This window comes from Micromonospora chokoriensis (genome assembly GCF_000718555.1).
GTDB lineage: Bacteria > Actinomycetota > Actinomycetes > Mycobacteriales > Micromonosporaceae > Micromonospora > Micromonospora chokoriensis_B.
Map to the genome: position 1 here is coordinate 14,388 of NZ_JOAN01000022.1, position 20,783 is coordinate 35,170.

Consider the following 20,783-nt stretch of genomic DNA (forward strand, 5'->3'; position numbering starts at 1 on the left):
TGCCGGCGGCGACGCCGGACACGACTAACAGGTGCGGAGGAACCGGTCCAGAACCCGCACGCCGAACTGTAGTCCGTCCACCGGAACGCGCTCGTCGATGCCGTGGAACAACGCCGAGAAGTTCAGGTCGGCGGGCAGCCGGAGCGGGGCGAATCCAAAGCAGCGGATGCCGAGCTGCGAGAAAGCCTTGGCGTCGGTGCCGCCGGAGAGCATGTACGGGACGGGCCGCGCCCCTGGGTCCTCCGCGCGCAGGGCCGCGGACATGGCCTCGACCAGGTCACCGTCGAAGGTGGTCTCCAGCGCCGGCTGCCGCTGGACGTACTCGATCGCGATGTCCGGGCCGACCAGCTCGCGCAGCTGCCGCTCCAGCAGCTCGGACTGGCCGGGCAGGCTGCGGCAGTCGATGGTGGCGGTGGCCCGGCCGGGGATGACGTTGTCCTTGTAGCCGGCGCTCAACCGGGTCGGGTTGGCGGTGTTGCGGATGGTCGCGCCGATGATGTTGGCGATCGGGCCGAGCTTGGCGATGGCCGCCTCCGGGTCGTCCGGGTCCAACTCGATGCCGAGCAGGTCGGAGACCTCGGTCAGGAAGGCCCGCACGGTGTCGGTGACCACCACCGGGAAGCGGTGTCGGCCGATCCGGGCGACCGCCTCGGCGAGCGCGGTGACCGCGTTGTCGTCGTGCATCATCGAGCCGTGCCCGGGGCGGCCCTTGGCGTGCAGCCGCAGCCAGTCGATGCCCTTCTCGGCGGTCTCGATGAGGTAGAGCCGCTGGCTGTCGTTGACCGAGTAGGAGAAGCCGCCGACCTCACCGATCGCCTCGGTGCAGCCGTCGAAGAGGCCGCGGTGGTTGTCCACCAGGAAGCGCGCGCCGTAGTCGCTGCCCGCCTCCTCGTCGGCGGTGTACGCGAGCACGATGTCGCGCGGGGGGCGTACGCCGGTGCGCTGCCAGTGGCGGACCACGGCGAGCACCATCGCGTCGAAGTCCTTCATGTCGATCGCGCCGCGGCCCCACAGGTAGCCGTCGCGCAGCTCGCCGGAGAACGGGTGCACCGACCACTCGTCGGCGTCGGCGGGCACCACGTCAAGGTGGCCGTGCACGAGCAGGGCGCCCCGGCTCGGGTCGGTGCCCGGGATGCGGGCCACCACGTTCGCCCGGCCCGGCGCGGACTCGTGCAGGACGGACTCCAGGCCCACCTCGGCGAGCTTCTCCGCCACGTACTCGGCGGCACGGCGCTCGCCGACGCTGGTGTCGTTGTCACCGGTGTTGGTGGTGTCGATGCGCAGCAGGTCGCGGCAGAGATCCACTACCTCTGCGGTGGGGTCGGGTCGGGCGGAGGCGGCATCGCTCGTCATCGCCTCTTCATACCAGCCCGGGCTGGTCGACCGGCCGGCGCGGGTGGACGCATCGACGGGCCGGTTTCGTCGTGACCGCGTTCGGGTATCGCCGCCCACGACCGTACGTCCCCTGCCGGAGCTTCCGCCCGCCAGTCGAGGAGGGCACTATGTCCGCCGTTCCCCTGCCGCCGCTGCCACCCGCGCCCGCACCCGAGGAGGGCTACCGACCCACCGGTCGCAGCATCGCCGACATCGTCGATCGGGAGCACCAGCAACTGCTGGCACTGCTGGACCAGCTGACCGGCCCGGCCACCTCGCCGCAGGCGGGGCTGCCGGTGCTCACCGCCGCGCTGTCGCGGCACCTGTCCGCCGAGGAACAGTATCTGCTGCCGGCGGTACGCGCGGCGCTGCCGACGACCGCCGAGCGGGTGGACGCGGAGATCAACGCCGACGCCGCCCTGTTGGGCACCCTGAAGGGGTTGACCGACGAGGCGCTGACCGAGGTCGCCGAGCGGGTCCGCCGGCATGTCGACGGGGTGGGTGGGCTGCTCACCGAGCTGCGCGCGGTCGCGACCGAGGAGGAGCTGATCCGGCTGGGCAACCGGCTGGAGATCGCCGAGGAGGCCGCGCCGACCCGACCGCACCCGGGCACCCCGGCCACCCCTCCGTGGAACCGAATCGTGGAGCCGGCGGTCGGGGTGGTGGACAAGGTCCTCGACGCGGTGACCGGGCGGCCGACGTACCTGGCGGACCTGCCAGAGCCACCGCGCGACTAGGGAGCAGCGGCGACACCGAGAATGCATTCATTATCACCGATCCACTCGGGCTATTCCGCCGGCTGACACGTAGTCCTACCGTCACCCTATGAACCTGGAGCTGCGTCACCTGCGGGTGGTCTGCGCGATCGCGGAGACAGGGAGTGTGACGAAGGCGGCGTCGGCCCTCGGCCTGGCCCAGCCGGCGCTCACCGCCCAGCTCCAACGCATCGAGCGGACCCTGGGCGGCCCGCTGTTCGACCGCGACCGGCGCGGGGCCCGGCCCACCGCGCTCGGTGAGCTGGTGCTGGCCCGTGCCCGGGTGCTGCTGCCGGCGATGAAGGGGTTGCAGGACGAGGCCGCCCGGCTGGCCGGGGCGGGCGACGCCCCGCCGTGCTACCGGTTCGGTGGGGTGAACAGCCCGATCCTGGGTCGGCTGGTGCACCGGTTGGCGGCCGAGCAGCCGCCCGCCCAGATCACCACGTACGCGTCCTGGTCGGTGGACGAGTTGGCGCAGTTGGTGGCCGGCGGCCGACTGGACTTCGCGCTCGCCGGTGTGTGCGGCGACGCCAGCCCGTCGGCCGGGTTCGGGCTGAGCTGGCAGGAGGTGGCCGTCGACCCGGTGCTGGTGCTGCTGCCGGAGACCCACCCGCTCGCGGCGCACGACGAGGTGCGCCTGGCGGATCTGCGCCACGAGCAGTGGGTGGCCGCGCCGGGCGACGGGTGCTTCGGCGACTGCTTCGCCGCCGCCTGCGCCCGCGCCGGCTTCACTCCCCGCAAGCTGTACGAGACCGACATTCGCGGCTGCGTCGACCTGGTGGAAGCCGGCGTCGCGGTGGCGCTGTGCCAGGCGACGTTCCGCCCGGTGAGCGGTCTGGTCACCCGGCAACTCGCCGGGACACCCCTGCGTTGGCGACTGCTGCTCGGCTGGCATCCGGACTCCCCCGCCGCCCAGGGGGCCGAGTTGGTGCTGGAGACGGCCAAGGCGGCGTACGTCGACTCGTTGGCGCCGCATCCGGCGTACCTGGCCTGGCTGCCGCGCAACCCCGGGTTCGGTGTCCGGCAGCCGAGCGGGGTCCGACCGGGCTGAGCGGCGGTATTCCCGGCCGCTGGCGGTGCGAACCGCCGTGGGCCGGGTATCTGGCGGACATGACCGACCTCTACCCGCCCGCCGACGACCGCGAACTGCTGCGTCAGGCCGCTGCCGCGCACACCGCCGCCACCCGTGCGGTGGAGGCGTTCCTGCGCCGCCTGCCGACGGTGCCCGACCCCGCCGACGTGACCGAGTACGCCAACCTGCTCAGCCGGGAGGACCAGACCCGCGGCGACCGGGACGCCGCCGCCGACGCGGCGGGCCTGACCATCGGCAGCCTGGAGCCCGATCAGGGTCAGTGACGTGCGGCGACGGTGCCGTCCCGGATCGGGACGGCACCGTCGCGCGTGGCCTTGCTCAGCGTTCGACGAGCGGGTCGTGGCCCAGGTCCAGCAGCGAGTGTCGCCAGCCGTCGTCGGCGTTGCCGCGCGGCGGCTTGGCGTCCATCAGCTCGCGGATCCGCTCGACCGCCTCCCGCATCACCTCGATGTCCTCCGGGGTGAGGTCGACCTTGCGTTTGTTGAGCACCTTGAGGATCTCCCGTCCCGGTTGGGGCAGGTCGAGGTTCGGGCTCGGGCTGAACGACTCCTCGCCGGAGCCCCGGGTCAGCAGCCAGGTCCGCAACTGCTCCGACGGGACGTTGACCTCGGCGTGGAAGTCCTCCCAGAGGACTTCCACCTCGGGGTCGAGCCGCGCTTCGCGTACCATCAGGTCTCCTCTCCGGGCGGTTTCCCGGACGTCTCCGGGTCGTCCTGGTCGGTCTTGGGATGCAGGCCCTCCGCGGGCACCCGCGTCCGGCGTGGGTTCGCGGTGGGCGGCGCCAGGATCGGGTCGGGATGTTCGTCCTCGTCGTCCCGGGGTTTCGCGGGCTCCGCGGGCTCGTGCGGGTCCTCGTGTTCGTTCCTTCGCGCCGGCCCGCTCATCGCGGGTGTGTGGTCGTGGCGGCGGTGTACCCCCGCTCGCCCGCGGTCACGTCGAAGGTGAGCGCGCCGTCGCGGACGTCCACCGTGACCTTCTGCCCCGGCGAGATCGCCGACTCCAGCAGCATCCGGGACAGGTGGTTGTCCACCTCCCGCTGGATCACCCGGCGCAGCGGGCGGGCGCCGAACTCCGGCTGGTAGCCGTGCTCGGCGAGCCAGTCGATGCCGGCGGTGGTGAACTCCACCTGGAGGTCCTGGGCGTGCATCCGGCGGCGGGTCTCCTCCAGCAGCAGCGCGGTGATGTCGCGCAGCTGCTCGGCCTCCAGCCGGCGGAAGATGATGACCTCGTCGATGCGGTTGAGGAACTCCGGTCGGAAGTTCTCCTGTAGGCGGCGCATCAACCGTTCGCGCAGCTCGTTGTTCTCCTGCTCGCTGCCCTCTCCGCCGGTGCCGAAGCCGACCGCGCGCTGGGTGCCGGTGATCAACTCGGAGCCGAGATTGCTCGTCATGATCAGCACGGTGTTCTTGAAGTTCACCGTCCGCCCCTGGCTGTCGGTGAGCCGCCCGTCGTCGAGCACCTGGAGCAGGATGTTGAACACGTCCGGGTGGGCCTTCTCGATCTCGTCGAGCAGCACCACCGCGTACGGGCGGCGGCGCACCGCCTCGGTGAGCTGACCGGCCTCCTCGTAGCCGACGTATCCGGGTGGGGCGCCGACCAGCCGGCTGACCGTGTGCCGCTCCTGGAACTCGCTCATGTCCACCCGGACCATCCGGTCCGCCTCGCCGAACAACGCCTCGGCCAGGGCACGCGCCAACTCGGTCTTGCCGACACCGGTCGGGCCGAGGAACAGGAAGCTGCCCATCGGCCGCTCCGGGTCGGCCAACCCGGCTCGGGAGCGACGGACAGCCTCGGCGACCGCGGTGACCGCGTCGTCCTGACCGACCACCTTCTGGTGCAGGTGACCCTCCAGGCGCAGCAGTCGGTCGCGTTCCTCCTCGGTGAGCTGGCTGATCGGGATGCCGGTGGCCCGGGAGACCACCTCAGCGATCTCCGGCGGGCCCACCTCGGGCACCTGCGAGGAGGACGCGCCGTCGTCGCCGTTGGCGCGACTGATCTGCCCCTCCAGCTCGGAGATCCGGTCTCGCAGGGCGGAGGCCCGCTCGTACTGCTCGTCGGTGACGGCCTGTTCCTTGTCCCGGCGTACCTCGTCGAGCTCCTGCTCCAGCTCCCGCACGTCGGACGCGGGGGTACGGGTGCGCAACCGCACCCGGGCCCCGGCCTGGTCGATGAGGTCGATCGCCTTGTCCGGCAGGAACCGGTCGGTGACGTAGCGGTCGGAGAGCTCGGCGGCGGAGACCAGCGCCTCGTCGGTGAAGCGCACCTGGTGGTGCGCCTCGTACCTGTCGCGCAGCCCGCGCAGGATGGCGATGGTGTCGTCGACGCTGGGCTCGGGCACCAGCACCGGCTGGAAACGCCGAGCCAGGGCGGCGTCCTTCTCGATGCTCTTGCGGTACTCGTCAAGCGTCGTCGCGCCGATCACCCGCAGCTCGCCTCGGGCGAGGGCGGGTTTGAGCATGTTGGACGCGTCCATTCCACCCTCGCTGCCGGCGCCACCGGCCCCGACCAGGGTGTGGATCTCGTCCAGGAAGATGATCAGCTCGTCCCGGTGCGCCCGGATCTCGTCGATCACCTTCTTCAACCGCTCCTCGAAGTCGCCCCGGTAGCGGGTGCCGGCGACCAGGCCGGCCAGGTCGAGCTGGACGACCCGCTTGCCGAGCAGCGTCTGCGGGACGTCGCCGTCACAGATCCGTTCGGCCAACCCCTCGACGATGGCGGTCTTCCCGACGCCGGCCTCGCCGATCAGCACCGGATTGTTCTTGGTACGCCGGGACAGGATCTCGATGGCCTGTTCGATCTCGTCGGCCCGGCCGACCACCGGGTCGATCTGGTCGTTGCGGGCCAGGTCGGTGAGGTCCTGCCCGTACTGGTCCAGGGTGGGCGTGCCGCGATCCGGTTTCGGCCCGGTCATCGGCCCGCGCTCGGCGTTGGCGGCCTGCAACGACTCGGGTTGGATCCGGCCGGCGGCCAGCATCCGCCCGGCCGGCGACTCCGGGTTGAGCGGCAGCGCCATCAGAATGTGCTCGGGGCCGATGTAGTTGGCGCCCATCGCCCGGGACAGCTGATGGGCGTCGAGCAGCGCCCGCTTGGCGGCGGGGGTCAACGACAGGTTGGGTGGCACCTCCCCGCGCGGCGCCCCGTCGCCCTTTCCGCCGAGGGCATTGAGCAGGGTGTCCGGGTCTGCGCCGGCTCGGCGTACCAGGTCACGTAGCGGTTCGCGTTGCAGCGCCGACCAGAGCAGGTGGTCGGTGTCCAGGTCGCTGCTCTGCCGTTGCGCGGCCCGGCGGGCCGCGTCGGCCAGCATCTCCCGGGCGTCAGCCGTCATCAGTCGGGTGATGTCGACCCGGTGTGGTGGTCGGCGCCCTCCCTCACCCCGGCCGAAGTACCTGGCCAGGAATTCGTCCCACGGGTCGGAGCCGATGTCACCGGGTCCCATTCTGTCTCTCCTCCGCAGTAGGGCGCGGCACGGTCGGCACGGGCTACCCGGCGCGGGCCCCGACAAACGCCGCAGGTGGCGGCGCACCCGCATCTCGGGAGTGGCGTCGGGCCAGGGCCGGCCGATGGTGGCAGGCTGAGGGGATGGATGAGACCCCGCTGCTGATCGTGGACGGCGCCAACGTGGTGGGCTCCCGCCCGAACGGGTGGTGGCGTGACCGCGCCGGTGCCGCCGCCCGGTTGCGCGACTCGCTCGCCCCGGTGGCGACCGTCGGCTTGCCGGCCCGCCTGACCGCCCCTGTGGAGGTGGTCCTGGTGGTCGAGGGGGCCGCCCGGGACGTGCCGGGCACCGAGGGCGTGCGGGTGGTCTCCGCCGCCGGCTCCGGCGACGACACGGTGGTCGAGCTGGTGGAGGGCGCGCCACGGCGACGCCGGCTGGTGGTCACCGCCGACCGGGAGTTGCGCGGGCGGGTGACCGCGCTGGGCGCCGAGGTGTACGGCCCGCGCTGGCTCCGGGAGACTCCCGCCAACAACTGAGAAAGTCTCGCACTGGGACTCCCACAGATCGGACTCCCGGCACTTCAAGTGCCTTACCGGACAGGCGGGCAGGAACACCGACAGGGCGGATGTTCTTTCGGGACCGCCAATAGGCTCTAATGGAGATCTCCCCGCCCCCAGGAGGTTCCGCCGTGGCGAGCGTCGCCGAGTTGAAGGCTGCCATCGATGTCGCCCTCCAACAGATCGGGGACGGGCAGACAGCCGTGCAGGCGGCCGGCGAGAAGTTGTCCGAGGCGCAGCAGACCCTCGCCGGGGCGCTGGAGGGCAGCGGACACGAGACGGTGGAGGCGGCCCAGGCGTCGCTGACTCAGGCCAGCCAGGAGCTGGAGGACTGTCTCGCCGCGACACTCGTCGCGGTGGAGCAGGCGCAGCTCTACGTCTCCACCCTGTAGGCCGTCATGTCCATCATCGAGGATGTCGGCGGGCAGGTCCGTGCCGCCACCGAGGAGTTCCCGGTGGCCCTGCTGGGGCAGGCACTGGAGAAGTTCGGCCTGGCCGCGGAGCGCCTGCGCTGGGTTCGGCAGGAGTCGGCCAACCCGATGGGGGTGCCGGAGCTGTCCGCCGCCACGGAGCACGCCGAGAGCGCCGGCTACGCGCTGCGGGTGGCACAGGAGCAACTGTCGGCCTACCTGACGGCGATCGGGCTCGGCGCGGACGGCGGTCCGGCACCCCGCCCTGAGCAACGCGCTCCCCGACACGACACGCCACCGGCCGCCGGGCCCACCGCGGTCGCGCCGGAGCCGGCCGAGCAGGTGCGAATGCGCCGCTGGTGGTCGGTGCGGGTGGCCGAGCTGACCGGCGGACGCGAGGGCGCCGACGACGAACCCGACGAACGGCTGGACGACTCCCAGGAGTTACTCCGCCGAGTGGTCGGTGGTGTCCGCTCCGGCGACCGGGACCGGCTCCGCAAGGAGCTGCGCCGGGCTCCGGCCGACGTGGGGCTCGGCATGGCGGCACTGGCGCCACCGCTGCTGCGCGAGCTCGCCGGTGACCTGCTGGGGCACCCGCCCCGCGCCACCGACCTCGGGCGGCTGCGCGGCGAGTTGGACGGGCGAGTCCGCGACCTGCTGCCCGGGCTGCCGCCGCCGGTGCTGGAGACGCTGCTGACCCGGGTGTGCCGGATGCCGCCGCCGCGCGCCTCCGGGGAGCCAACGCACGCCGCCGACTCCGCGGTGACCGCCGGTGTGGCGACCGGGCTGCTGCTCGCCCGCCTCGGCCGGGACCTGCCCGCAGGCGGCCCGGGCCAACCAGCGGGCACGGATCGACAAGCAGGTTCGCGACCCGCGGGTGACGACCGACAAGCGGGCCGGCCGGTCGAGCCGGTTCAGTCGGCGACAGGGCGGGCGGGTGGCGGGGCTGCCCGCCCCGGCGGTGCGGTCCAGCGGCCGAGCGTCGGTCAGCAGCGCTCCGGTGGGCTGCCACCGCGCTCGGGCAGCCCCTGGCGGGACGCGCCGACGCGTCGGAGCTCCGATGGCTGACCGGCGCGGTCAGCTGGCCAGCCGGGTCCGGGACACCCTCGCCGAGGCGTTGGGCGCCACCCGTACCCGCCTGTCCGCCGCCCAGGCCGAGCTGACCGCCGGGCGGGAACGACTGGCCCGGGTCCAGCGGGCGGCGGCCGCCGTACCGGAGCGGGTGGGCGCCCAACGCGACCGCCGTATCGCCGAGATCGACGCCCGCTACTCCACCCGGATCGCGGAGCTGGCCCGGCGTGCCGCCGACGCGGCCCGCCAGGAGGCGCCCGGCTGCGCGGGGGCCGACTGGGCGGGGTGGGCGCCGACGCCCGCGCGGCGGGCGGAGCCGCCCGGCGCGCTGCGGGTCGGCACGGTCGGGATCGACGGCGTCGACCCGGTGCCCGCGCTGGTGCCGCTGCTCGACGCCGGGCACGTCCACCTCTCCGGGGACGACCGCGCCGGCTGCGACGCGGTGGTGTCCGCGTTGCTGCTGCGGGCCGTCGGCCGCGCCGACCCCGGGGCGGTACGACTGATCGGGTACGACCCGGATCAGCTCGGTGGTGGCCTGGCCGGGTTCAGCCCGTTGGGCACGGCGGGGCTGCTCACCTTCGTCGGCCCCGGCGGGCTGGGCCCGCTGCTGGACGACCTGGTGGAGCAGATCCGCCGGATCAACGAGACGGTCCTCGCCGGCGAGTACGCGTCGCTGCGCGAACTGGCGGCGGCGACCGGTCGACGACCCGAGCCGTGGCGGGTGGCGGTGCTGCTCGGTGGCGAGGAGCTGAACCGGCACGAGCGCGGCCAACTGGACCGGGTGGTGCGGGCCGGCGCGGCCTGCGGCGTACACCTGGTGGTGCACGGTGTGCCACTGCCGGAGGATCCGACGGTGACCCGGGTGGTGGCCGGGGTCTCCGGCGCGCGGATCGGCGGGTCGGCCGGGCTGCCGGTCCGGCTGGACCCACCGCCGCCGGCGACGCTTGTCACCGAGACCTGCCGGGACGTCGCCGCCCGGGTGAACGCGGGCCCACCGCCGACCCCCTTCACCGACCTGCTGCCCCCGCCCGAGCTGATGTGGCGGGAGGACTCCGCCGACGGGCTGACCGCCCCGATCGGTGAGGGGCCGCAGGGCCGGCCGGTGCGGTTGACGCTCGGCGACTATCCGCCGCACGCGCTGATCGGCGGGCCGTCCGGCACCGGCAAGACCAACCTGATCTTCGCGTGGATCGGTGCCCTCGCCGCCCGCTACTCCCCTGCCGAGCTGGAGTTCTACCTGCTTGACTTCAAGGAGGGGGTCTCCTTCGCGCGGTTCGCGCAGGGCCGACGCGACCCGAGCTGGCTGCCGCACATGCGCCTGGTCGGCATCAACGTCAACACCGACCGGGAGTTCGGGCTGGCGCTGCTGCGCTTCCTCGCCGACGAGTTGCGCCGACGCGCCGACGCGGCCAAGAAGCACGAGGTGACCAAGCTGGCCGAGCTGCGGGCGGTCGACCCGACCGGGCACTGGCCCCGGATCGTCGCGGTGGTCGACGAGTTCCAGATGTTGCTGGCCGGCCGGGACGTCGTCGCCCGGGAGGCAGCCGACCTGCTGGAGGACCTGGCCCGACGCGGCCGCTCCCAGGGCATCCACCTGGTCCTCGCCTCGCAGGACGTGCGGGGCATCGAGGCGCTGTGGGGCCGCCCCGCGCTGGTCGCCCAGTTCACCCTGCGCATCGCGCTGCCCAAGGCGTTGCGCATCCTCGCCGAGCGCAACGACGCGGCGCAGTCGCTGCCGCGCTGGCACGCGGTGGTCAACGCCGAGTCGGGCATGGTGGAGGGCAACGAGATCGCCCGCATCCCGTCGGCAAGCGACTGGGAGACGTGGAGCGGGTTGCAGCACCGGTTGTGGCGGATGCGCGCGCCCGACGCGGCACCCGCCCGGCTCTTCGACGGCGACGCGATCCCCCGGCTCGCGGACGCCCCGGACTTCCGGGCGCTCACCGTGCCCCCGGACGGGTCCGCGCCGCGCAACCCGGTGGCCCTGCTCGGCGAGATCATCGACGTGCAGTCCCGCTCGGCGGCGCTGCGGCTGCCGCGCGCGCCGGGGCGCAACCTCGCGGTGCTGGGCACCCGGGTGGACGAGGCGTGCGCGGTGCTGGACGCGGCGGCCCGGTCGCTGGCCCGGCAGCACCCGCCGGGCACCGCCCGGTTCTCCATCGCCTGCCTCGACCCGGACGCCGACCCGATCGCCCGCGCTCTCTACGACGACCTGGCCGACGACGCCGCCTGGTACGACGAGGAGACCGTCGGTGAGCTGATGGCCGAGACGGCCGACGGGCTGAGCGGCCCGGGCAGCCCGCACTACCTGCTGCTGTTCGCGGTCGACGCGGCTGCGGGCGCGCTGGCAGCCCGCGCGGGTCGGCGGACCGGCCTGGAGCAGCTGCGCCGGATCCTGCACGACGGGCCGGAGCGACGGACGCACGTGCTGGCCTGGTGGCGGGGCGTCGCCCGGATGCGCGCCGACCTGGGTGGGCCAGCCGCCCGCACGGACCAGATCGGCGCCTGGGTGGCCCTGGACGCGCACGGCGGTGAGCTGGGCTCCTCGCTCTACCCGGGCACCGGGGGCCCGGACTGGTATCCCCGCCCCTGGCGGGGGCTCTTCTTCGACCGGGCGGTCCACCGCACCGGACAGGTGATCATCCCGTACGGACCGAGCCGATGAACGAACCGGTGACCAGCGAGACGTACGCGGCGCAGCTGCGCCGGCTGGCCGACCTCACCGCGCGGGTGCGCGAGCAGCGCGCCGAGGCGCACACCTGGCACGAGCGGCAGTGCGCCGCCGCCGAACGGGCCGTCGCCGACGCCACCGAGCAGTTGCAGAGCGCCGAGGAGGAACTGGTCGCCGCCCGCGAGCAGCAGGAACGGGTCGACGCCGAGGTGGCCCACCTGTGGCAGCAGGTCCGCTCGCGCCTCGGTGCCCGCCGCCTCGGCGGCCCACCCGCACCTGCGGCCAGCGACGGGACCACCGACCCGGTGCTGCTGCTCGGACGGGCCCGGGACCTGCTCGACCGGGCCGGGCAGCCGGGTGAGCTGCCGGGCTCGGTCAACCCGCTGTTGGCGCTCTGCGGGGTGGCTGGCGGGGTGCTGGCGTACGCGCTGGGTGCCGGTGCCCGGGCGCTCGGCGTCGGGTACGGCGGCGACCTGGCGGTCGGACTGCCGGTGCTGGCGCTTGTGGTGACCCTGCTCGGGCCCCTGGTCGGCCTGGTGCCGGCGCGGGTGCTGGCCGATCGCCGGCACGCGGTGCTCGGCCCCCGACCGATCACGGTGGTCCTCGGCGCCGGTCTGCTGACCACCGTGCTGCTGCTGGTCCTCGGCCGCTGACCCGACGCGCGCGGTGGCTCCGCCGGGCGCTGCCGGCGGTCCCGCCGGCGCGGGCGGCGGGTGATCGACTCGGCTTCCTGGAAACCGCGCGGTCCCGGCCTCTCGGACACGGCGACTTCCTGAAAACCGAGTCGATCAGCCGCCGGTCTTAGGCCGGGACGAGCACCGCCTCGCGCATCAGTCGGCGGGTCAGGGTGACCCGGTCGGCGTCGTCGGGAAGCCCGGGCAGGTCACCGACGCGGGTGACCGTGCCGCTGAGCAGGGCACGGGCGGCCGGCTCGCAGCTCACCGGCAGGGTGATGGTGCGGTCGAACAGCCGCACCGCCACCGTGTCCGCGTCCTGCGCCACCAACTGCCAGCGCAGACCGGGTCGCAGGGTGACCCGGGAGTCGGCGCTCAGGGTGGCCAGCGCATCGGCCTGGGCCAGTGGTCGGATCGGCGCCGGGCGGGCGGCCGGCCAGGCGCGCTGCCGCAGCCGCGCGGCGACCGCCCCCGGGTCGGCGCGCAGCAGCCAGTCCCGCAACGCCTCCACGGTCTCGGTCAGCTCCGGTTCGATGGCGTCCGGGTCGGCGACGTCGGTGCCGAACGGCAGGCTGGCCCGCAGCCGCTGGTCCTCGGCGGCCAGCGTGAGTAACTCCTCGACCAGGGCGTACCGGGTGAGCGCGCGGATGCCCACGGTCAGGTGCAGCGAGCTGGCGTCCTGCGCCTGCGCGCTGTGCAGCCAGCCTCGGGGCAGGTAGAGGGCGTCGCCGGGGGCGAGCACCACGTCCAGCGCGGCCGGGCCCTGCGCGGTGGCCCCGACCTCGTCGGCGCGTCCGCCCCACGGTTGCTTCTCCAGCGGGTCGGGCAGCACCGGCGGGTGGATCCGCCAGTGTTTGCGGCCGTCGACCTGGAGCACGAACACGTCGTGGGTGTCGTAGTGGGTGGCGAAGCCCTGGCTGCCGGCCGGGGTGAGGTAGGCGTTGATCTGCAGTGGCTGGTTGAGCGCGAGGCCCAGGTCGCGGGCGAAGTCGACAAGCGGTGGCCAGATCCGGTGCAGACCCTGCAACACAAGCGTGGCGCCGGCGGCGTACTGCTCCAGGACCCGCTCGTCGAGCACCTGGTCGCCGATCTCGGCGCCCGCGCCGCCGCCGCCGGTCCAGCGCGCCGCCGCGACCAACTGGCCGTCCTTGGCGACGCGCAGAAAGGGGGTACGCAGACCGCGCCGGCTCAGCAGCTCGTCGGCGTCGGCGGGGCTGAGCAAATCGGTGAAGCCGGCCGGGTCGGGCAGTTCGGCGGCGCGGGACAGCAGCGGCGTGTGGCCCCAGTGCGCGGCGGCGAACTTGGCCGGTTCGACCGAGACGCAGCGAGCCAGCGCCGCGATGGCCGCTGCGGACGGAACCGCCGGGCGGTGGTGGCCGCCCGGCGGGTCGAGGTACGTCATGGCGTGCCCGCTACCGGGCGCTGCCGTCAGCGCCACCGTCCTGCTGTCCCGGGGTGGCACCACCGTCGGCGGGGCCTTCGGCGCTGCCGTCAGCGCCACCGTCGTGCTGACCCGGGGTGGCACCGCCATCGGCGGGGCCTTCCGCGCTGCCGTCAGCGCCACCGTCGTGCTGACCCGGGGTGGCACCACCGTCGGCGGGACCCTCCGCGCCGCCATCGGCGCCACCGTCATGCTGACCGGGGGTCGCGCCACCGTCGGCCGGGCCCTCCGCGCCGCCGCCGCCGGTGGTCTGCATGTCGTCATCGTTGAGTGCCATCGGTACTCCCTCGGGTGTGCCGCCCCGCCGTACGCCGGGGTCCGTCGTGCTGCGGGTGGTACCCCACGCGCGATCTTCTCTAACCCTCACCGTAGACGCCGAACCGGGGCGACACGGGCGGTTCTCGGGCAGCCCGGACGGCGGAGCCCGCCCGACGCGTCGTCGGGCGGGCTCACGGCTCTCAGGCCGTCACGGCATCATCACCGCGAGGTCCTCGGGCATGGTGTCCTTCACGTCCTGCCACTCACCCTGGGTGACGTGTCGGCGCAGCGTGTCCAGCACCACCTGCGTCACCCGCTCCGGGCCGCCCTTCGCGTCGTACGGAAAGCCCTGCCGGACCTCGTAGAGGAAGTCGTCGCGGTTGAGCTTGATCGGCACGTCGGACGGCACCCAGCCGTCGAAGTAGATCCCCCGCACCAGCACCGGCAACTGCTGGGCGAACTCCACACTCTCGTCCACCGGCAGCCGGTCGCGCAGCAGGTGCAGCACCGTGCGCAGGGCCGCGTACGACTGGTTGCGTCGGTCCTGCGGCCAGCCGTAGGCATTCTCGATGTCCTTGAGAATGAGGTTCGTCTTGTCCAGCGAGGACTCGAACGCTGAAATCATCGCGTCAGCCATCGGTCGACCTCCGTTCCGGGTTGTCCCACCGTCGCTCTTCGGCGCGGCGGGGAGGTCCCGCCGGGCCACGACGGGCCCGTACCGGACTGCCCTGCGGGGCACGCCGGGCGTTGTCGGCGGTGCCGACCACGTGCAGGACGGCACCACGCCGTCGATCCGTCACCACTCGAGCCGTCATCCCCGTCACCTCCGTGTCTTCTCCGGCGTCGGCCGTCCACGGGCGGCCGAACCCACCGCGTCCACCTTCCCCGCGGGTCGGGTGAGGCGGCACCACCCCGATCGGGTGAGCCGGACGCTCAACGGCCCTGGCCATAATGCGTGGATGTTCTATCGGGACCTCACCGTGTACGGGTACCGCGACGACGACGAGTTCACGGACCGGGAGTCGGGCCTGCGCAGCATCAGCTTCCGTCCCGGGTACGCGCGGCTGAATGTCGGGTGGCTGGAGGCCGGCAGGCCGTACCGGACAGGGCCGGTCGCGGCGGCCTTCGTCAAGAAGCTGAGCGATGTTCAGGCCGTGCAGTGGATGAACGTCTGTCGGGGGATGCACCAGTGCGATCTGTGTCCGCCCGACGAGATCCACGAAGGGAACCGGGAAATCCGCATCCCGGGGGCACCGGGCGTCGCCTACGCCGCACCGTCTCTGATCAGCCACTACGTCACCGCGCACCACTATCAGCCACCTGCGGTCTTCGTCGACGCTGTCCTGGCCGTGGACCTCGACGCGTGGGCAGCCGCCCGCTGGCCCGACGTCCCCTTCCCCTGGATCCCCGACGACGCGGAGCGTCTGGAGATCGAGTAACGGTCGGTGCCCCGCCTGACGATCAGTCGGCTCCGAGGAGCCCGGCCAGGGTCGTGGCGTTGGTCTGTGCGTAGTCGCGGTAGCAGTTGTTCATCAAAACGTGGGTCTGCCCGGCCTCGTCGGCCAGCTCGCGCAGCTTCGGCGCCCAGTCGGCCAACTCCCGCTTGGAGTAGTGGTAGCCGAACTTCTCGTGGATGTCCTTGCTGGTCCACTTGTCGCTGTGCCCGTGAAAGCGCACGACCGCGAGGTCCGCCGTGGCGGCCAGCACCGGGGGCAGCGACGAGCGGTGGCCCTGCGGCATGTCCACGCAGACGTACGGCAGGCTGTGCTCGCGCAGGAAGGCAAGGGTCTCGTCGGCGTTGTCGCCGTCGAACCAGGAGGCGTGCCGGAACTCGTACACCGGGCGCAGTGGCGCGCAGCGCTTCGCCACCTCCAGCAGGTACTGCTTGTTGGCCCGCTTGATGGTGAACCAGGGCGGGAACTGGAACAGCAGCGCGCCAAGCTTGCCCGCCTCGACCAGCGGGTCCAGCGCGGACAGGAAGCGCGTCCACACCTCCTCGTACGACTGCGCGGGCAGGTCGTTGGGGTAGACGTTCTTCTTGTCGGTCTCCAGGCGCAGGTCCTTGTAGAGGGCACTGACCCGGGTGGGGTGCCCGGTCAGCAGGCTGAACGCCTTGATGTTGAAGGTGAAGCCGGCCGGCGTGCGTTCGGCCCACAGCCGCGCGGTCGCCTCGGCGGGCGGCGAGTAGTAGGTGGCGTCCACTTCGACAAGCGGGAACTGCCGGGCGTAGTAGGCCAACCGCTTCTCCGGGGTGTCCGCGGTCTGCGGGTACCACCCCGAGTCCAGTAGCGTGCGGTCGGTCCAGGACGCGGTGCCCACGAGGATGTCACCCATTGTGGAAGTCCATCGCGTCGCGGACCGACCGGCAACCGCTGGCGTCGCTCAGGCCGCCCGCCGCTCGCGGGTCTGCTTGCACGTCACACACGTGGTGGCGGACGGGAAGATCTCCAACCGCTCCACCGGGATCGCCGCCGAGCAACCCTCGCACCAGCCGTAGGTGCCCTCCTCGAGCCGGCCGAGGGCGTGCTCGTACTGGGCACGGCGGTCGAGGATGGTGCGCAGCAGCGACTGGGCGGTGTCCCGCTCAGCGGTCTTGGTGCCGCTGTCGGCCTGGTCGTCTCCGGCGGTGTCGCCGACCTCCACCAGGCGCAGCACCTGGCTCTGGAGCACGGCCTGGTCGTACTCCCCGGTCAGCTCGTCGTAGCGCGCCTGGAGGGACTGCCGGATCTGATCGATCTCCGCCTGGGACCGGGTCGTACCGACCGTGTCGTGGACGAGCATCGCTGCCTGCCTTTCCTGGGCCTGTGGCTCACGGTGTACCGGGTGCCGGCGGCGCGGAGCCCCGGTCACGGTCGCGTTCGGTGCGCGGGCGATCACCCGTGCTCTGTGAGCCGGGCGAGTACCCGCCGGATCAGCCACGCAAACCGACAAGTTTTCGGCTCTTGTCAGCCGTTCCCGCCGGGCTCCACCAGCGCCGGTCGGCGGGGGTCGTCGACGCGTACGACCACGTCGGCGAAGCTCGCCGGGACGACCTCCTCGGCGTACCTGTCGAAGGCCGGCAGCGCCCATTCCTGGGCCGGTCCGGTACGCCGACGCAGCGCCGCCGGGGACAGCTCCAGGTGAACGGTGACGTCGAAGGGCAGAGCACCGCCGAGCAGCAGCGAGCCGCTGACCAGGACGACGCCGCCGGGTGCCAGGTCGACGTAGCGGGCACGGCTGGCCCGGTCGGCGTCGGCGTCCCAGAGCGACGGGAGGAGCCGGCCGGTGCCACCGGGGCCGGCCGGGTCGAGCACCTCCCGGCGCAGCCCGACCTCGTCGACCCACGCCTCGTAGAAGGAGTCCGGGTTGGTACGGCCGAGCTCGAAGCGCAGCGACGCGGGGCGGAGGAAGTCGGTGGCGCGTACGTGCAGCACCGGACGGCCCTGGGCGCGCAGCGGGTCGACGAGCGCCGCGGCCAGCTCGTCGGCGCCGGCGGCGGGAGCGCCGTCCACGGCCACCCGCAGCCGCGCGGGCCCAGCGGTGGTGGTCGCGGCGCGGGTCGCCGCGTCGACCAGCCGGCTGGTCAGCTCGGTGACGAGCAGGTCGGGCGAGATGGGACGGATGCGCACCGGACCATCCTGCCCCGCGTCGGGCGCGTCGGCGACGCCGGTCAGCTGGTGCGGTCGATGGTGACCCGGGCGTCGTCGGCCAGCCGGTAGCCCACGCCGTAGACGGTGGTGACCAGCGGGACGTCCACGCCGACCTTGCCGCGCAGCCGACGCACGTGCACGTCGACGGTGCGTACGCCGGCGTGCTCGTAGCCCCAGACGGCGTTGAGCAGTTGCAGCCGGGTGAACACCCGGCGCGGGTGGGCGACCAGGTGCAGCAGCAGGTCGAACTCCAGCCGGGTCAGCGGCAATGGCTCCTCGTCGCGCAGCACCGAACGCGACGAGGCGAGAATGTGCAGGGCGGGAATGGTCGGGCTGATCGGGCGGGCCGGCGACCGGCTGGCGGGTGCCTGGTCGGGGCGGCGTTCGGCCGGAAGCGCACCGATGATCACGCCTTCGCCCCGCTCCAGCATCTCGCGGGCGGCCTCCAGCAGCCGACGTGCCGCCGGGGTCAGCGACTCCTCACAGGCCAGCGGGATGGACAGCGTCACGGTGAGCACAGGCGCGGCGGTGTTCGCCGGGCGACGCTGGCCACCGGGAGGTCGGCCGGGCACCGCGGGTTGGGACGTATGCCATCCGGCGCGCGACGAGGCGGGGCTGACCGACATGGTCCTCCTTGGGCTGGTCCGGGTATCTCCCCACGGCCCGGGACGCCGCTTCATCGATGCTTCCCGGCGCCTGGGCGAGGGTCAAGAGGCGGCTGCGTTGCATGACTGTGACAATTGACGAACGCATCGGAGCCAGACGCTCGCTCTGCGTACGAGGCCTGATGATTACAGCAGAGTCGTCGAGATGCCCCGATACGGGGGTCCCCGACCGGTTCACCAGGCCGATCACCGCACCGCCGGACCAGGGCTCAGCTGCTGTGATCCACGCTGATCGGGGCCTCGTCGGCCAGCCGGTAACCGACCCCGTAGACGGTGGTGACCACCTCCGAACCCGCCAACTTGGCGCGCAGCCGGCGAACGTGCACGTCCACGGTCCGGGCCACCGCGTGCTCGTAGCCCCAGACGCTGGAGAGCAGTTGCAGACGCGTGAAGACCCGGCGGGGCCGCTCGGCCAGGAACAGCAGCAGCTCGTACTCGATGCGGGTCAGCGCAATGACCCGGTCGCCCTGGCGGACCACCCGCGAGCCGGCCAGGATGCGAACGTGGTCCGCCTCGGCGGACGGTTCGGCGGCGGGGCGTGGGGCCGGTCGCGGCCCCGACGCGCCGTCCTCCACGGCGCGCAGTTGACCCTCACCCGATTCGGCCAACTCGCCGAGCAGCTGCACCAGCCGGGCCAGCCGGGGGCTCAGCGGGCCCGGGGCGAGGTCGAGGGTGATGGTCAGGGTCGGGCCGGTGCGCGGACGGGGGGCCGGGCGCATTCCCGGGTGGCGGCGCGTGGGGATGGCGACGACGGACATGGTGCCTCCTGAGTGGCGGTACGCCCGCCAGGCCGGGTGTGGCGTGACGGTCAGTGGCGCGTCCAGCCGGCGTTGACCGGGGACGCGAGGGGAGAGCAATGGTGCAGGGGGGTCGGGCCGAGGGCTGGTAGGCCGGCGATCCGCCAGGCCGCGAACCCACCGACCACATCGGTGGCCCGGTGTAGGCCGACGTCCTGCAACGCGGCGGCGGCCAGCGACGAGGTGTAGCCCTCCTGGCAGAGGATCACCACCGGCACGTCGTAGTCGACGGCCTGCGGCAGCCGGGCCGGGCAGCGCGGGTCGAAACGCCACTCCAGCACGTTGCGCTCGACGATGAGCGAGCCCGGCACCACGCCGTGCGCGGCCCGCTGCGCGGCCGGCCTGATGTCGACAAGCAGCGCTCCGGTCCGGTACGCCAGGTGGGCCCGCTCCGGGTCCAGTCGGTGCAGCCGGGCCCGCGCGGCGGCCAGGATCTCGTCGATGCCCCGGGAGCCCGGCGGTGGCACGGGGGCGGGACAGTGCTCGGCGGTTATCTGCATTCTCGATTCCTTCCGGGTGACAGGGGATCTCGGTGCGCGCGGCTACCAGGACCGGCCGGCCTCGGCGACCTCGGCGACCCGCAGCCGCCCGTCCAGGAGGTGGTAGCGGGTCATCCGCAGCAGCGCCGGCCGGTAGACGTGCACGCTGACCGCCGGGTCGACGCCCCGGTTGGTCACCTGGTGCACGTGCCGGGGGCCGAAGCGGCGGCCTGCGCCAGCGGACAGCAGTCGAGGGCGTAGTCGGCCGGCGCTGACCGTCTCCTCGGTGAGCGCGCCGCTGACCACCCGGAACGCTCCGGAGGAGCCGCCGTGATCGTGCAGGTCGGTGCCCTGCCCGGGCAGCCAGCTCAGCGCCCACACCTCGTGCTCGTCGTTGACGGCGAGGCGGGCGTACCAGCGCTCGGCGGGGTCGAAACGCAGCGCGACCGGCCAGTCGACCGGGTCGGCCCACCCGGCGGCAACGGTGAGCAGGTCGGGCTCCGGATGGTGGTGCGTCATGGCGGTTCCTCGCGGATCGTTCGGCGGGGTGCCTTCGTACTCTAGACGGTAAAGCCTATAGGTTTAGTAGGTAATTCCGCCTGTTGGGACGCAGGTCAGCCCCACGGGTGAATCAGCGCAGCACCGGCGGGTCCGCCCGGTAGCCCGGCAGCGAGGGCCACCGCACGGTCAACACCACCGACGCGCGCTCGGCGAACCACGAATGGTCCACCCCACGAGCCCACACCACGTAGTCGCCCGGCGCGGCCAGCCGCACCGTCCGGTCCGGCAACTCCACCCGGAAACACCCCTCGACGAGTACGAGCAGAGTGGTGCGCACCTCCCCGGTGGCCCACCGCGACCGGGCCTGCCCGGGCGGATGCACGCCCCACTTCACCTCGACGTCGGTGCTGTGCCGGATCTCCCCCGGCGGCGCGAAGTGCCCGAGCAGCCAACCGGCATTTGTGGCACCGTCGACACCCGCGTTGCCCACATAGACCGTCTCACCCATCGGACCCTCCCCCAGCACGCCGGCCGAGCAACCTATCAGGGCCGGTGCCGCTAGCCTGGGGCGGTGACCGAGGACCTCGACGCCGAGACACTGGCGTTCGCGCACCGGATGTTCGACCTGGCCCGAGCGGGCTCCACCGAGGACCTGGCGGCACAGCTCGACGCCGGCCTGCCGGTCAACCTCACCAACGACAAGGGCGACACGCTGCTCATCCTGGCCGCGTACCACGCCCACCCGGACACGGTGGCCGCACTGCTCAGTCGCGGCGCCGACCACTCCCGGTCCAATGACCGGGGTCAGACCGCGTTGGCCGCAGCGGTCTTCCGCAGCAGCACCGAAGCGGTCCGCGCGCTCCTCGCCGCCGGCGCGGACCCGGCACACGGCAACCCGTCGGCCATCGAGACCGCGCACTTCTTCGACCTGCCCGAGATGACCGAGCTGCTGCGCGTCGGCTGACACCGGCA

26 protein-coding genes are annotated in these 20,783 nt (G+C 73.1%); 10 read left to right on the forward strand and 16 right to left on the reverse strand.

All coding sequences use genetic code 11. The features are described from left to right. Positions 1-24: 24 nt before the first annotated feature. Complete coding sequence (locus tag IF46_RS0125590) at positions 25-1,353, reverse strand: M20/M25/M40 family metallo-hydrolase (protein WP_030490927.1); 1,329 nt, start codon at positions 1,351-1,353, stop codon at positions 25-27. A gap of 149 nt (positions 1,354-1,502) precedes the next feature. On the opposite strand from IF46_RS0125590, the gene IF46_RS0125595 reads away from it, so the two are divergent. The 3 genes from IF46_RS0125595 (at position 1,503) to IF46_RS0125605 (ending at position 3,485) form a co-directional block, all read left to right on the forward strand. Next, positions 1,503-2,111 (forward strand): hemerythrin domain-containing protein, encoded by a 609-nt coding sequence (locus tag IF46_RS0125595; RefSeq protein WP_030490928.1) that lies wholly within the window; start codon positions 1,503-1,505, stop codon positions 2,109-2,111. Positions 2,112-2,199: 88 nt separating this feature from the next. Beyond that, on the forward strand, positions 2,200-3,180 hold the full coding sequence (locus tag IF46_RS0125600) for a LysR family transcriptional regulator (RefSeq protein WP_030490929.1): 981 nt from the start codon (positions 2,200-2,202) through the stop codon (positions 3,178-3,180). 59 nt (positions 3,181-3,239) lie between these two features. Then, positions 3,240-3,485, forward strand: coding sequence for a hypothetical protein (locus IF46_RS0125605; protein ID WP_030490930.1), 246 nt, complete (start codon positions 3,240-3,242; stop codon positions 3,483-3,485). Between the two features lie 55 nt (positions 3,486-3,540). On the opposite strand, the gene IF46_RS0125610 is transcribed toward IF46_RS0125605, so the two are convergent. The 3 genes from IF46_RS0125610 to IF46_RS0125620 are packed head-to-tail and all read right to left on the reverse strand — an operon-like array spanning position 3,541 to position 6,658. Further along, positions 3,541-3,891, reverse strand: coding sequence for a DUF3140 domain-containing protein (locus IF46_RS0125610; protein ID WP_030490931.1), 351 nt, complete (start codon positions 3,889-3,891; stop codon positions 3,541-3,543). After that, a complete protein-coding gene (locus tag IF46_RS32830; protein ID WP_036393256.1) occupies positions 3,891-4,106 on the reverse strand; it encodes a hypothetical protein in 216 nt (71 codons plus the stop codon). The genes IF46_RS0125610 and IF46_RS32830 overlap by 1 nt, the downstream gene beginning before the upstream one ends. Further along, on the reverse strand, positions 4,103-6,658 hold the full coding sequence (locus IF46_RS0125620) for an ATP-dependent Clp protease ATP-binding subunit (RefSeq protein ID WP_030490932.1): 2,556 nt from the start codon (positions 6,656-6,658) through the stop codon (positions 4,103-4,105). Before IF46_RS0125620 ends, IF46_RS32830 begins: the two co-directional genes overlap by 4 nt. A gap of 143 nt (positions 6,659-6,801) precedes the next feature. On the opposite strand from IF46_RS0125620, the gene IF46_RS0125625 reads away from it, so the two are divergent. The 5 genes from IF46_RS0125625 (at position 6,802) to IF46_RS0125645 (ending at position 12,020) form a co-directional block, all read left to right on the forward strand. Continuing rightward, on the forward strand, positions 6,802-7,194 hold the full coding sequence (locus tag IF46_RS0125625) for a hypothetical protein (protein WP_030490933.1): 393 nt from the start codon (positions 6,802-6,804) through the stop codon (positions 7,192-7,194). A gap of 152 nt (positions 7,195-7,346) precedes the next feature. Then, on the forward strand, positions 7,347-7,607 hold the full coding sequence (locus IF46_RS0125630) for a hypothetical protein (protein ID WP_030490934.1): 261 nt from the start codon (positions 7,347-7,349) through the stop codon (positions 7,605-7,607). A gap of 6 nt (positions 7,608-7,613) precedes the next feature. Then, positions 7,614-8,693, forward strand: a complete 1,080-nt coding sequence (locus tag IF46_RS0125635; RefSeq protein ID WP_030490935.1) for a hypothetical protein — start codon at positions 7,614-7,616, stop codon at positions 8,691-8,693. Then, positions 8,686-11,361 carry an FtsK/SpoIIIE domain-containing protein gene (locus IF46_RS0125640; protein ID WP_030490936.1) on the forward strand — a complete coding sequence of 892 codons (2,676 nt, stop codon included), beginning with the start codon at positions 8,686-8,688 and terminating at the stop codon, positions 11,359-11,361. Before IF46_RS0125635 ends, IF46_RS0125640 begins: the two co-directional genes overlap by 8 nt. Continuing rightward, complete coding sequence (locus tag IF46_RS0125645; protein ID WP_030490937.1) at positions 11,358-12,020, forward strand: hypothetical protein; 663 nt, start codon at positions 11,358-11,360, stop codon at positions 12,018-12,020. The genes IF46_RS0125640 and IF46_RS0125645 overlap by 4 nt, the downstream gene beginning before the upstream one ends. 148 nt (positions 12,021-12,168) lie before the next feature. On the opposite strand, the gene IF46_RS0125650 is transcribed toward IF46_RS0125645, so the two are convergent. From IF46_RS0125650 to IF46_RS33995, 4 genes are all read right to left on the reverse strand, one after another. Then, complete coding sequence (locus tag IF46_RS0125650; RefSeq protein WP_030490938.1) at positions 12,169-13,443, reverse strand: cupin domain-containing protein; 1,275 nt, start codon at positions 13,441-13,443, stop codon at positions 12,169-12,171. A gap of 10 nt (positions 13,444-13,453) precedes the next feature. Continuing rightward, positions 13,454-13,759 (reverse strand): hypothetical protein, encoded by a 306-nt coding sequence (locus tag IF46_RS0125655; protein ID WP_030490939.1) that lies wholly within the window; start codon positions 13,757-13,759, stop codon positions 13,454-13,456. 189 nt (positions 13,760-13,948) lie between these two features. Next, positions 13,949-14,377 (reverse strand): DUF2267 domain-containing protein, encoded by a 429-nt coding sequence (locus tag IF46_RS0125660; RefSeq protein WP_030490940.1) that lies wholly within the window; start codon positions 14,375-14,377, stop codon positions 13,949-13,951. Beyond that, entirely contained in the window at positions 14,370-14,555 is a 186-nt protein-coding gene (locus tag IF46_RS33995; RefSeq protein ID WP_084598046.1) for a hypothetical protein, read from the reverse strand. Before IF46_RS33995 ends, IF46_RS0125660 begins: the two co-directional genes overlap by 8 nt. A gap of 144 nt (positions 14,556-14,699) precedes the next feature. On the opposite strand from IF46_RS33995, the gene IF46_RS0125665 reads away from it, so the two are divergent. Then, positions 14,700-15,179: a hypothetical protein gene (locus IF46_RS0125665; protein WP_030490941.1), complete on the forward strand. Its 480-nt coding sequence runs from the start codon at positions 14,700-14,702 to the stop codon at positions 15,177-15,179. 22 nt (positions 15,180-15,201) lie between these two features. Here IF46_RS0125665 and IF46_RS0125670 read toward each other — a convergent pair whose 3' ends face one another. The 8 genes from IF46_RS0125670 to IF46_RS0125705 form a co-directional block, all read right to left on the reverse strand. Next, a complete protein-coding gene (locus IF46_RS0125670) occupies positions 15,202-16,074 on the reverse strand; it encodes a DUF72 domain-containing protein (protein WP_030490942.1) in 873 nt (290 codons plus the stop codon). 48 nt (positions 16,075-16,122) lie between these two features. Then, positions 16,123-16,521, reverse strand: coding sequence for a TraR/DksA family transcriptional regulator (locus IF46_RS0125675; protein WP_030490943.1), 399 nt, complete (start codon positions 16,519-16,521; stop codon positions 16,123-16,125). Positions 16,522-16,685: 164 nt separating this feature from the next. Then, positions 16,686-17,348, reverse strand: coding sequence for a uridine kinase (locus IF46_RS0125680; protein WP_030490944.1), 663 nt, complete (start codon positions 17,346-17,348; stop codon positions 16,686-16,688). Positions 17,349-17,389: 41 nt separating this feature from the next. Continuing rightward, entirely contained in the window at positions 17,390-17,995 is a 606-nt protein-coding gene (locus tag IF46_RS0125685; protein ID WP_030490945.1) for a winged helix-turn-helix domain-containing protein, read from the reverse strand. Between the two features lie 248 nt (positions 17,996-18,243). Then, positions 18,244-18,792, reverse strand: a complete 549-nt coding sequence (locus tag IF46_RS0125690) for a winged helix-turn-helix domain-containing protein (protein ID WP_051724175.1) — start codon at positions 18,790-18,792, stop codon at positions 18,244-18,246. 50 nt (positions 18,793-18,842) lie between these two features. Beyond that, a complete protein-coding gene (locus IF46_RS0125695) occupies positions 18,843-19,331 on the reverse strand; it encodes a rhodanese-like domain-containing protein (protein WP_030490947.1) in 489 nt (162 codons plus the stop codon). Between the two features lie 42 nt (positions 19,332-19,373). Beyond that, on the reverse strand, positions 19,374-19,829 hold the full coding sequence (locus IF46_RS0125700; RefSeq protein ID WP_030490948.1) for a cysteine dioxygenase: 456 nt from the start codon (positions 19,827-19,829) through the stop codon (positions 19,374-19,376). A gap of 112 nt (positions 19,830-19,941) precedes the next feature. Further along, a complete protein-coding gene (locus IF46_RS0125705; RefSeq protein WP_030490949.1) occupies positions 19,942-20,319 on the reverse strand; it encodes a signal peptidase I in 378 nt (125 codons plus the stop codon). A gap of 108 nt (positions 20,320-20,427) precedes the next feature. On the opposite strand from IF46_RS0125705, the gene IF46_RS0125710 reads away from it, so the two are divergent. Next, entirely contained in the window at positions 20,428-20,775 is a 348-nt protein-coding gene (locus tag IF46_RS0125710; protein WP_420063592.1) for an ankyrin repeat domain-containing protein, read from the forward strand. Positions 20,776-20,783 lie beyond the last annotated feature (8 nt).